An 11,326-nucleotide genomic window follows, 5' to 3' on the forward strand; every position below is an offset into this window, starting at 1 on the left:
CGCAAACTTCAGTGCCCATGTCGTCTGCCAGCTTGCGTGCCTCAGAGATCAGCTCGAGCACGGTCGGCTGCAGCTCGCCCTGGCGCTGCTCACAGAATACCCATACGCCGGAGAAATCGGCGAGGTTGGTGTTATTAAAATCAGCCATTGTTCTGTTCTCCTTTCAATCAGATAATATGCTTCTTCAGCAGTTCAGCCGCCAGAGTCTCACAGGTAGCCTTGTCAGCGCCCTCGAGCATCTTGCCCTGACCCTTCTGCGGGGGAGTGAAAGACTTGAAGATATTGGTGGGAGAACCCTTCAGACCAATGGTGGTCGGATCGATCAGCGGATCGTCCTTCAGGGTGTTGTAATCATATACGGAAACCGGAGCGGAGTAGCAGTCCATGATGCCGCCGAGGGACATGTAACGGGGCTCGTTCAGCTCCTTGATGCAGGTCAGCAGGCACGGGGTCTGGGTCTCGATGGTCATGTGGCCGTCCTCGAGCATACGCTTAACAACAACCTTGTCGCCATCCTTCTCGATGCCGGCAACGTAGGAAACCTGCGGGATGTCCAGCTTCTCAGCGATCTGAGAGCCAACCTGAGCGGTATCACCGTCGATAGCCTGACGGCCGCAGAATACGATATCGTCCTTCTCCAGGCCAACCTTCTTAACAGCAGCAGCCAGGATCTGGGAAGTAGCAAAGGTATCGGAACCGCCGAACTCACGAGCGGAAACCAGAACGCCTTCATCAGCGCCGCGAGCGATCAGCTCACGCAGCATGCCCTCTGCCGGGGGAGGACCCATGGTGATAACAACGACCTTGCAGCCGGTAGCATCCTTCAGCTTCAGAGCAGCCTCTACAGCGTTCAGGTCGTCCGGGTTGGTGATGGTCTGCATGGATGCACGATTCAGGGTGCCATCGGGATTAACAGCAACCTTGCCGGAGGTATCCGGAACCTGCTTTACACAAACAATTGCCTTCATAGTTCAGTTTTCCTCCTTTTCTTAGCGCAGAACCTGACCAGCGATGACCATTCTCTGAACCTGAGAAGTGCCCTCGTAGATCTCGGTGATCTTAGCGTCACGCATCATGCGCTCCATCGGGTACTCACGGATGTAACCGTAGCCGCCGTAAATCTGTACGCACTTGGTGGTAACGTCCATTGCAACCTCAGAAGCGTACAGCTTAGCCATAGCAGCTTCCTTGGTGAACGGCAGACCAACATCGTGGTTGAATGCAGCACGGCGAACCAGCAGACGAGCAGCGTCGATCTGAGTTGCCATGTCGGCTACCATCCACTGCAGGCCCTGGAACTTGTCCAGAGTCTTGCCGAACTGTACGCGCTCCTTCATGTACTGGATAGCCTTATCCAGAGCGCCCTGTGCGATACCCAGAGCCTGAGAAGCGATACCGATACGGCCGCCGTCCAGGGTCATCATAGCGATCTTGAAGCCGCCGTTCTCCTTGCCCAGCAGACGGTCTGCCGGCAGATGAACGTCCTCAAAGATCAGCTCAGCGGTCTGAGAACCACGGATGCCCATCTTGTGCTCGATCTTGCCGATGGAGAAGCCCGGGTCGTCCTTGTCAACGATGAACGCAGAAATGCCCTTGTTGCCCTTGGTCTTGTCGGTCATAGCAAATACAACGTAGGTATCTGCACGGCCGCCGCCGGTGATGAACACCTTGGAGCCGTTCATGATGTAGGAGCCGTCCTCCTGCTTAACAGCAATGGTCTGCTGTGCAGCGGAGTCGGTACCTGCGTTCGGCTCGGTCAGGCCGAATGCACCGATCTTGGCGCCTTCCTTCGGCTCGATCAGCGGACGCAGCCACTTTTCCTTCTGCTCCGGGGTGCCGAAAGCGTAAATCGGCCAAGCACCCAGGGTGCCGTGAGCGGACATGATGCCGCCGGTGGTACCGCATACGCGGCTCATCTCTTCGATAGCGATAGAATAGCAGATATAGTTACCGCCGGAGCCGCCGACTTCCTTCGGGAACTGAATGCCCATCAGGCCGTACTTCATCAGCTTCTGAACGGTTTCCTCCGGATAGCGCTCTTCCGCATCGATCTCAGCTGCGATCGGCTCTACTTCGTTCAGAGCGAACTCGCGGCACATCTTCTGGAACAGTGCTTCTTCTTTTGTAAGCCTAAAATCCATGCCATAAACCTCCCAAAAATAAATAATAGCGGACACGCACAAAAACACAGCGCACACGGTCATTGGCCGCAGCGCCGCGCCCAGCGAGGTCCTTGTTTGGAGCATGTCTATCTCTATTATATCGTTCGGAAACCATTTGTCAAGGATTTAACATTCTTTTTACTGATAAAATCCGCACTCCATTTTTTGTGCGTTTCTGCCAAATGTCGGCAGGAACGAACGCACATTGCACGCAATCCTCATCCTGTTCTGTCACCGCTTATATTTTTTAGAAAAATTACGATTTCACTTCATATTTTTCACATTTAATACATATAACAGAAGGAAACCATCAATCAGAGGAGGAATCGCCTATGTGTGGTATCGGCGGTTTTGTCGATTATGAACGCGACGCACGCCGCGGCGGACCGATCCTTCACGGAATGAAGCGAACGCTTACGCCGCGTGGGCCGGATGCCGAAGGCACGTATTTTGACGAGGACGCAGCGCTTATCCATCGGCGGCTGATCGTCATTGATCCGGAGGGCGGCAAGCAGCCGATGTACTCTCCCGACAGGAATACTATCCTTATATATAACGGAGAGTTATATAACACACCGGAATTGCGTAGAGAACTTATGTCGCGCGGGCACGAGTTTGTCGGACATTCGGACACCGAAGTGCTGCTGCACGCCTATCTCGAGTGGAAAACCGACGCATTTGCGCGGCTGAACGGCATTTTCGCCTTTGCCATCTGGGAGAAACGCGAACGCCGACTGACGCTCTGCCGCGACCGGCTGGGCGTAAAACCGCTGTTTTTCGCTCCCATTCGCAACGGTCTGACCTTCGGTTCGACCATTGACACCGTGCTGTGCCATCCGGAGATCGAGCCTGCGCTCGACGAGGATGGTCTGCGCACGCTGCTGCTGCTCGGTCCGGCTCGCCCGCCGGAATCCGGTGTTTTTCGGCAGATTTCCTCACTTGTGCCCGGGCATTTTGCGGTTCTTACGCCGAAAGCCTTCACCGATCACACCTACTGGAAACTCGAGGCGCACGAGCATGAGGACGACCTGCCGACTACCATCGAGCGCACGCACACGCTCATCTGCGATGCCGCCCGCCGTCAGTTGGTCAGCGATGTGCCGCTGGCGTGTTTCCTGTCCGGCGGACTGGATTCGTCCATCCTGTCCATGCTGGCGGCGAAAGATTACGCGGCCCGCGGCGAAACGCTGCATACCTGGTCGGTGGATTATCGGGACAACGATAAATACTTTACAAAGAGTATATTTCAACCCAATAGTGACGATTCGTATATTGATCAAATGGTGGATTTTCTCGGTACGCACCATCATCGCGTTGTGCTCGAACCGGAGGCACTGTGCGCGGCCCTGCTCCCCGCGACAGATGCGCGTGCGCTGCCCGGCATGGCCGATGTGGACTCCTCCCTGCTGCTGTTCTGTGCGGCCGTCAAGCGCGGCGGAACCACCGTTTGCCTGTCCGGCGAGTGCGCCGACGAGTTATTTGGCGGCTATCCGTGGTACCACCGTGAGGAAATTCTATTTGAAGATACGTTTCCGTGGTCACGGTCGGTCGGTCTGCGGCTGGGTCTGCTCACACCGGATGCCGTTAGAAACGGCGAGGAATTTGTGCGCCAGCACTATCGCGACACCTGCGCCCGCGCACCCAGGCTGCCGTCCGATGACAAAAAAGCAGCCCGGATGCGTGAAATGTTCGTGCTCAATCTCGACTGGTTCATGGCAACCCTGCTCGACCGCAAGGACCGCATGAGCATGTACTCCGGTCTTGAGGTGCGCGTGCCCTTCTGCGACCACCGCATTGTCGAGTATGCCTATAATATGCCGTGGGACTTCAAGTCGCTCGAGGGGCGTGAGAAGGGCATCGTGCGCCGCGCATTCGCCGATGAACTGCCCAAAGAGATCGTTTACCGCAAGAAAAGTCCGTATCCGAAAACCTTTCATCCGGTTTATACCCGCTTGTGCGCGGACTATGTCCGCCGTATTTTCGAGGATAACACCTCGGTCACCGCTTCCCTGTTCGACCGGAATGCCGTACAAAAACTCATGCAGCGACCGGAAAGCCTTGCCGAACCGTGGTTCGGACAGCTGATGCGCACCCCGCAGATTTTCGCGTATATCATCCAGCTCGACCGGTGGTTCCGGCATTATCATGTCAAAATAGTATAAAAATAATGGAGAATGAAAAACGATACGTTCATCTTCCATTCCCCATTTAAAATGCTCAATTATGCGAAATACTCCGCCAAGGTGTTAATGATAAGCTGATGATCATCCACATGATCCGGATAGCCGGAAACGCAGATGGAACCGATCACGCCGGTACCGCGCAGCCGGATCGGGAAACCGCCGCCTGCGGCGTACTCGTTCGGGTCGAGCTTGCGGTCCGCGAAGGTCTCGCCTGCGTCCTCCAGCTCTGCGAAAAACCGCAGCGAGGACGTTTCCATCAGGTCAACCGCGTTGCGCTTGCGCGCGAGCCACAGTTCGCTGTCCGGCTTTGCGCCCTCACCGAAGCAGCGGAACACGACCAGACCGTTCACCGTAATCTCAACCGCAACCGGCTGCTCCTTTGCATTTTCATGCAGCTTGAGGCCGATTTTCAGCGCATCCTCGCGCGAAAAATGCTCAAACTGAAACTTTTCCTCCTGCTCTGCACACATGGAGATCATTGTTTTGTAATCCTGCATACTGTCCCCGCCTTTCGAGATTTTGCCGCCTTTGCGGCTGTTACCTTTAGTATATCTGTTTTTTCACCTGCTGACAAGGAGGTTTTTTCATGGCTGAACTGACCGACGGCACCGCCGAACTGCGTGTACTCGTCACGACCGCGTTAGGCGCACTGCCGCTCGAGAATGCCATCGTTTCGGTCTCCACCACGCCGGACGAGAGCGGTATGCGCACGCTGCTTTACTCGGTCACGACCGACTCCGGCGGCATGACGCCGTCCATGATACTGACAACGCCGCCGCGTAGCAACTCGCTGAGTCCAGGCAGCGGTCCGCCGTTTGCGGTCTACACGGTCGAAATCTCCGCCGAGGGCTACACGCCGCTGACCGCGCTGCATATCGCCATGTTCTCCGGTGTGCCGACCATGCTGCCCGTGGCGCTTACACCGCTCGCGGAAAATCAGAGCTTCGCGCAGACTGACCTGACCGCCACCGGTGCGCCGCAGGCACTCGATCCCGAGCTGCCGGAGAATCCGTAAAAGGAGGGATTGCTTTGCCCGAACCCTATGTTTCCATACCGGAAACCATCACGGTGCACCTCGGTGCGCCGTCCTCGAATGCGCAGAATATCACCGTACCGTTTGCCGATTACATCAAAAATGTTGCCTCATCCGAGATTTATCCGACCTGGCCCGAGCAGGCCATCCGCGCCAACGTGTACGCACAAATGTCCTATGTGCTCAACCGTGTGTTCACCGAATGGTACCGCGCGCAAGGCTACGATTTTGATATCACCAATTCCACGCGGTATGACCAGTCCTTTGTGCCCGGACGGGATATTTTCGAGAATATTTCCACCATTGTAGATGATATGATCGGCACTTACCTCACCCGCGGCGATGCGGTCGAGCCGCTGTTCGCGCAGTACTGCAACGGCACGACCGTCACCTGTCCGGGCGGCCTGAGTCAGTGGGGCACCGTGCCGCTTGCCGAGCAGGGACTATCTGCCGAGCAGATTGTGCAGTCGTTTTACGGCAGCGATGTAAATTTTGTCACCAGAGCACCGCTCTCGCCCAATCTCGGCGGGTCATTTCCCGGTGTAACGCTGCGGCTTGGCGATTTTTCCGAGGATGTCCGCACGATTCAAACGCGCCTTAACCGCATTTCGACCAATTTCCCGAACATTCCGAAAATCTATCCCACAGACGGCGTGTTCAACGCAGATACCGAACGCGCCGTGCGGGCGTTCCAGCGGCAATTCAACCTCACCGAGGACGGTCTTGTCGGCCCGGCAACATGGTACCGCATCGCGTTCATTTATAATAATGTCAAGCGCCTGAGCGAGCTCAACAGCGAGGGACTGACCCTCAGTGAGATCTCCCGCCAGTATCCCGAACGGCTGACCGAGGGCATGAGCGGCCCGGGCGTACAGCTTTTGCAGTATTTGCTTGCCATCGTCGGCGAATTTTACGATGCGCTGCCGCGCTGGCAGGCGAGACAGATCGACGGTATTTTCGGTCCGCAGACCCGCGAAGCCGTGGCTGCGTATCAGCGGCTTGTCGGCCTGCCCATCACCGGTGTGGTGGATCGAGAGACGTGGTATGCCCTGCTTTCCACCTACCAGTCCGTGCTGCTCGCCCAGCCTGAGCAGGAGTGGCTCGAGGAATTTATCGGCCTGCCGGAGACCTTTCTTGTCAAGGGCATGCGCGGCGAAGCCGTGCGGCAGGCGCAGCAGCTCATCAACATCATCGCCCGCGGCTACGCCGAAGTGCCCGCTGTCACGGTAGACGGCATTTTCGGAGACGCGACCGAGTCCTCGGTGTCAGTCATCCAGTCGCTGCTCGGTCTGCCCACCACGGGCGCTATCGGTCCGCTGACCTGGGAAGGCATGGCCGATCTCGCCGAAACCGTGCTGGCCGGCAGCCAGAGTGCCAGAGGACAGTATCCCGGCTATCCCGTTGGAGAGGAGGCAACGTGATTGTACACCGATGCACAAAAACGCAGCCATATTTTCGATTTGCAGACCTTTCTGCGGCGTATTCAGCAGGCTGAGGGCAGCGCTGCACCGCTCGTGCCGGACGGCATCTGGGATGCAAAGACTGCCGCTGCCGTGCGCGATTATCAGCAGCAGAACTGCCTTCCGGTGACGGGCACCGCCGACCAGCGCACATGGAACGCCATCTACGCTACATATGCCGCGCTTGTCGCCGCCGATGCACTTCCCATGCAGACGGCGTTCTTCCCGCCGGGGAGCGATGCCGTGCTGAAGCCGGGCGCGAAAAGTCCCACGGTGTATGTGCTCCAGCTCATGCTGGGCGAAACTGCGCCGCATTATAACCGGATTGCCGCCGTGCCGCTCACCGGCGAGTACGATGCGGATACACAGTCCGCTGTCAGACATGCACAGAAAATTTTTCAGCTGCCCGAGACTGGCATTACCGATCGAGCCACATGGCAGGCGCTGACAGGGCTGCACAATGCTTTGTTCCAGCGGACACCGCTCGGTTGGCAAATCAATGGAGAATTGCGATTGGAAAATGAAAAATGAACATAAAAAGACCCCGAAACCATGTTTCGGGGTCTTTCTATTCGCCTTATTCGCTGAGCAGCATACGGTCGCTCTCGATATTGAACTTCTCGAGCAGATCGCGGACGGTGAGGTTCTTCTTTTCCTCACCGCGGATATCAACGACAACGCGACCGGCATCCATCATAATCAGACGGTTGCCGTACTGGATGGCGTTCTTCATGTTATGCGTTACCATCAATGTGGTGAGGTTGTCGCGTGCAACGATCTCTTCGGTGATCTGCAGCACCTTATCTGCGGTTTTCGGATCGAGCGCTGCGGTATGCTCATCGAGCAGCAGCAGATCCGGCTTGCGCAGGGTGGCCATCAGCAGGGTCAGCGCCTGACGCTGACCGCCGGACAGCAGACCAACCTTACTGGTCATGCGGTTCTCCAATCCCAGACCGAGCGTTGCCAGCTTTTCGCGATACAGCTCGCGTTCCTCGTTCGTGATACCGGAGCCGAGGCCGCGCTTCTGACCGCGGCGGTATGCCAGCGCCAGATTCTCCTCGATACCCATGGTAGCGGCAGTACCCATCATCGGGTCCTGAAATACGCGGCCGAGGAAACGCGCGCGCTTATGCTCGGGCAGATTGGTCAGATCGTAGCCGTTCAGATGAATCATGCCCGCATCCACCGGATACACGCCTGCGATCAGGTTCAGCGTGGTGGACTTGCCGGCGCCGTTGCCGCCGATGATGGTGACAAAATCGCCGTCCTCAAGGGTCAGGTTCAGGTTGTCAATGGCACGCTTTTCGTTTACCGTGCCCGCGTTGAAGGTCTTGTAAATCCCTTTGAGCTGCAGCATTTTACTTGGCCTCCTTTGCGTCAGTCTTTGCGGCGCTCTTGGCTGCACCGCGGAAATACTTGCCCTTCCAGTACGGAACAGCAAGGAAGATTGCAACGACGAAAGCCGAGATCAGCTTCAGGTCGTTGGTGTTCAGGCCGAGGTTGAGGACCACCTGAATAACCAGATAGTACACAACCGCACCAAGCGATACGCCGAGCAGACGCATCGCAAAGTTGCGGAAAATACGGCTGAACAGCACCTCGCCGATGATGACAGCGGCAAGGCCGATAACGATAGCGCCACGGCCGGCGTTGACATCCGCGAAGCCCTGATACTGACAGTACAGCGCACTTGCCAGCGCAACCAGACCGTTGGACAACATCAGGCCGAGCACCTTGACAAAATCAACATTGATGCCCTGCGCGCGGCTCATGTTCGGGTTTGCGCCGGTCGCACGGATGGAGCAGCCGAGCGCCGTACCGAAGAACCAGTACAGCAGTGCGATAACCACAATCGTAAAGACAGCCGCAACGAAAATCGGATTTTCGATAGTCAGCTTCTTGACGTTGCGCAGCGATACAAGCAGCTTGTAGTTGTCCGGATTGATCGCTACATTTGCTTTTTTGTCCATAATGCGCAGGTTAATGGAGAACAGCGCCAGCTGTGTCAAAATACCGGCCAGAATCGCCGGAATCCCCATACAGGTATGCAGAATACCGGTGATAAGTCCGGCCAGCATGCCGGCAAGGAAAGCGCACAGCATTGCCACCCATACATTCGCGCCGTGCGTCATCATAACGATGCACACCGCACCGCCGGTCGCCATCGTACCATCGACGGTCAGGTCGGCCAGATCGAGCACCTTAAAGGTGATGAATACGCCGATCGCCATCAGTCCCCAGATCAAACCCTGCGCCACTGCACCGGGAAGTGCGGAAAGCAGGCCCGAGAAAAAGCTCACTTAAATTCCCCCAAACAATAATGTTATCTGATAAAGCGTAAAAACGCTATCTTCATTATAGCAAATTTTCGGGTTATTGCAATGATAACTTGCCGTTTTCGCGGATTATTTTGTTTCCTACCGTTTTTCTATGCTATTTTTAGCAGAAAAAGGAGATGCGAAAGCACCTCCTTTTTCTGCCTATTATTTTCTTATCACATCTGATGATCGAGCGTTACAACCGGATTATAGCGCGAGTCGATCGCTTTCAGGCTGTCATAGATCTTCATCAGCAGGTCGCGTTTGGCATCCTCATCATAGGAAAACGGCACAACAACGTCGAAAATCAGGTTGATCTGGCGTTTGCCGTCCACTACGCGGAAGTCGTGCATGGTAAGCTGTCCGTCGATCTCACGGAGCACGCCGTCGGTCTGCTCACGCAGCGCGTTGACATACGCATTATTGATATCGATCGGATCCATGTGAATGACCAGATACACACCGGTCTGCTGCCAGACACGCTTTTCGGCCTCGTCGATTTCCTCGTGCACAGCCACAAAGTCCGAGTCACTCGGCACTTCGGCATGCAGCGACGCAATCGAGCGCCCTGCACCGTAGTTGTGGATGATCATATCGTGTACGCCGACAATATGGTCGGATTCCATTACAATCCGCCGAATATTGCGGGCAACCACCGGATCGGCGGCTTCGCCGAGCAGCGGCGCAACCGTATCCTTCGCAATGCCGATGCCCGACCAGAGGATAAACGCGGCAACGGCAACGCCCACATAGCCGTCCACCGGCAGCGTGGTAAACCGGCCGGCTACCATGCCGAGTACAACAACAGCCGTAGTAACAACATCATTGCGGCTGTCCTGACCGGCCGCCATCAGCACCGGAGAGTCGATTCTGCGGCCGATATTGACGTTAAACGCGCCCATCCACAGCTTAACCAGCATGGATACGGCAAGAATCCCCATCAGCACCGCCGAGAACGCTACGGCAGCCGGATGCAGAATGCGGTCGAGCGAGGTTTTGAAAAACTCGAAGCCGACCAGAATGATGATGAACGAGACGATCAGTCCCGCGATGTACTCGGTGCGTCCGTAGCCGAACGGATGCTTCGCATCCGGCTCCTTGCCGGAAACCTTGAAGCCGACAATGGAAATCAAGCAGGACAGACCGTCCGACAGGTTGTTGAATGCGTCCGCCGCGATAGAAATCGACCCTGTAAGCAGACCAATGATCAGCTTGAGCGCAAACAGGAACAGGTTGCATGCCAGTCCGACCGCACCGGACAACACGCCGAATTTTTCACGCACCCGCGAATCGCCGGTGTTTTCCGCATCGCGGATGAAAATATGGATAAGTGCGTTTGTCATAGAAGTCCCTTCATATACAGAATGTTATAAATACCAACAATAATTGCTCCCTGCAGAATCATAATTGCCGGTATGCCGAGCATGAAAATATGGTGCAGCGTCTTGTGACGGATGATGAGCATGGTGGCGTACACGCCCGGCCCGCCGCCGATCAGCGCCCAGAAAAACAGCGTGCGCTCGGGCACACGCCTCCAGCCGCGAGCCGCGGCGAGCTTATCGTAAATGCAGACAATCGCGCCGATGACGCTGACTGCAATAAAATAGTACAGCACATACTGCACGGTTGCTGCACCTCCTTTCGGATTTCCTACAATTTTACCACAGGCATTGCCGTATTGCAAAGAAATCAGGTCAAAAATAGCCGTGACTAACGAAAAAGTAGCGGTGTCTAACACAAAAGGCGCCTTTTTAGGCGTCTTTTGTCAGTCTGTCAAAGAAGTATTATTTTAATTTTTACGCTTCGTGCGGCAGCACGCATAAAATAGAATTTGCGAAGCAAATTCATAAATTCCGGGAGCATGGCCCAGGCCACCCTCTCTTGCCGCTATGCGGCAATTCACCTTGTGTATCTCGGAATTTATACAAGGGAAGAAAAAATGTGCCCGTAGGGTGCGGTTTTTCTTCAGTATTCGCTCGAAAACGTGGTTTCGAGCGAGAGGCTGCTCGGAAAACGATAGTTTTTCGACAGCCTCACAAAAGGCGCCTTTTTAGGCGCCTTTTGTCTTTTACAGTCTTTTTCCCTTGCAATCGCAACGACAAATGAAAAATGCACTCACATTTCATTTTTCATTATCATTTTTCGGGTTGCCGCTGTCGAACGGCTCATC

11 protein-coding genes and 1 pseudogene are annotated in these 11,326 nt (G+C 55.5%); 4 read left to right on the top strand and 8 right to left on the bottom strand.

Annotated features, from left to right (window positions below):
• The 3 genes and pseudogenes from ACWVX6_RS10420 to ACWVX6_RS10430 form a co-directional block, all read right to left on the bottom strand.
• Positions 1–148: pseudogene (locus tag ACWVX6_RS10420) on the bottom strand (acryloyl-CoA reductase electron transfer subunit beta); the annotation flags it as partial.
• Between the two features lie 19 nt (positions 149–167).
• A complete protein-coding gene (gene acrB, locus ACWVX6_RS10425) occupies positions 168–968 on the bottom strand; it encodes an acryloyl-CoA reductase electron transfer subunit gamma (protein WP_118361149.1) in 801 nt (266 codons plus the stop codon).
• Positions 969–989: 21 nt separating this feature from the next.
• Positions 990–2,141 carry an acyl-CoA dehydrogenase gene (locus ACWVX6_RS10430; RefSeq protein ID WP_118361151.1) on the bottom strand — a complete coding sequence of 384 codons (1,152 nt, stop codon included), beginning with the start codon at positions 2,139–2,141 and terminating at the stop codon, positions 990–992.
• Positions 2,142–2,494: 353 nt separating this feature from the next.
• On the opposite strand from ACWVX6_RS10430, the gene asnB reads away from it, so the two are divergent.
• Positions 2,495–4,324, top strand: coding sequence for an asparagine synthase (glutamine-hydrolyzing) (asnB, locus tag ACWVX6_RS10435; protein WP_455153109.1), 1,830 nt, complete (start codon positions 2,495–2,497; stop codon positions 4,322–4,324).
• Positions 4,325–4,383: 59 nt separating this feature from the next.
• Here the strand turns inward: asnB and ACWVX6_RS10440 are convergent, their stop codons facing one another.
• The gene (locus ACWVX6_RS10440; RefSeq protein ID WP_118481351.1) at positions 4,384–4,842 is read right to left on the bottom strand and encodes a heme-degrading domain-containing protein; all 459 of its coding nucleotides are present in this window, start codon (positions 4,840–4,842) and stop codon (positions 4,384–4,386) included.
• Positions 4,843–4,931: 89 nt separating this feature from the next.
• Here ACWVX6_RS10440 and ACWVX6_RS10445 point away from each other — a divergent pair, with 89 nt between their 5' ends.
• The 3 genes from ACWVX6_RS10445 to ACWVX6_RS10455 are packed head-to-tail and all read left to right on the top strand — an operon-like array spanning position 4,932 to position 7,369.
• Complete coding sequence (locus tag ACWVX6_RS10445; protein ID WP_455153110.1) at positions 4,932–5,360, top strand: hypothetical protein; 429 nt, start codon at positions 4,932–4,934, stop codon at positions 5,358–5,360.
• A 14-nt stretch (positions 5,361–5,374) separates the two neighbouring features.
• Complete coding sequence (locus ACWVX6_RS10450; protein ID WP_455153111.1) at positions 5,375–6,799, top strand: peptidoglycan-binding protein; 1,425 nt, start codon at positions 5,375–5,377, stop codon at positions 6,797–6,799.
• Positions 6,800–7,369, top strand: a complete 570-nt coding sequence (locus ACWVX6_RS10455; protein WP_455153112.1) for a peptidoglycan-binding domain-containing protein — start codon at positions 6,800–6,802, stop codon at positions 7,367–7,369.
• A 46-nt stretch (positions 7,370–7,415) separates the two neighbouring features.
• Here ACWVX6_RS10455 and ACWVX6_RS10460 read toward each other — a convergent pair whose 3' ends face one another.
• The 4 genes from ACWVX6_RS10460 to ACWVX6_RS10475 form a co-directional block, all read right to left on the bottom strand.
• On the bottom strand, positions 7,416–8,195 hold the full coding sequence (locus ACWVX6_RS10460; protein WP_110435947.1) for an ABC transporter ATP-binding protein: 780 nt from the start codon (positions 8,193–8,195) through the stop codon (positions 7,416–7,418).
• Between the two features lies 1 nt (position 8,196).
• Positions 8,197–9,138, bottom strand: coding sequence for an ABC transporter permease (locus tag ACWVX6_RS10465; protein ID WP_118753629.1), 942 nt, complete (start codon positions 9,136–9,138; stop codon positions 8,197–8,199).
• Positions 9,139–9,332: 194 nt separating this feature from the next.
• A complete protein-coding gene (locus ACWVX6_RS10470) occupies positions 9,333–10,499 on the bottom strand; it encodes a cation diffusion facilitator family transporter (protein WP_455153113.1) in 1,167 nt (388 codons plus the stop codon).
• Positions 10,496–10,780 (bottom strand): DUF1294 domain-containing protein, encoded by a 285-nt coding sequence (locus tag ACWVX6_RS10475; protein ID WP_116705656.1) that lies wholly within the window; start codon positions 10,778–10,780, stop codon positions 10,496–10,498. Before ACWVX6_RS10475 ends, ACWVX6_RS10470 begins: the two co-directional genes overlap by 4 nt.
• Positions 10,781–11,326 lie beyond the last annotated feature (546 nt).

This window comes from Butyricicoccus sp. (genome assembly GCF_977037065.1).

Excerpts from the sequence above, each read along its gene's own strand:
- acrB (WP_118361149.1), bottom strand. The coding sequence starts at position 968 with ATGAAGGCAATTGTTTGTGTAAAGCAGGTTCCGGATACCTCCGGCAAG.
- ACWVX6_RS10430 (WP_118361151.1), bottom strand. The coding sequence starts at position 2,141 with ATGGATTTTAGGCTTACAAAAGAAGAAGCACTGTTCCAGAAGATGTGC.
- asnB (WP_455153109.1), top strand. The coding sequence starts at position 2,495 with ATGTGTGGTATCGGCGGTTTTGTCGATTATGAACGCGACGCACGCCGC.
- ACWVX6_RS10440 (WP_118481351.1), bottom strand. The coding sequence starts at position 4,842 with ATGCAGGATTACAAAACAATGATCTCCATGTGTGCAGAGCAGGAGGAA.
- ACWVX6_RS10445 (WP_455153110.1), top strand. The coding sequence starts at position 4,932 with ATGGCTGAACTGACCGACGGCACCGCCGAACTGCGTGTACTCGTCACG.
- ACWVX6_RS10460 (WP_110435947.1), bottom strand. The coding sequence starts at position 8,195 with ATGCTGCAGCTCAAAGGGATTTACAAGACCTTCAACGCGGGCACGGTA.
- ACWVX6_RS10470 (WP_455153113.1), bottom strand. The coding sequence starts at position 10,499 with ATGACAAACGCACTTATCCATATTTTCATCCGCGATGCGGAAAACACC.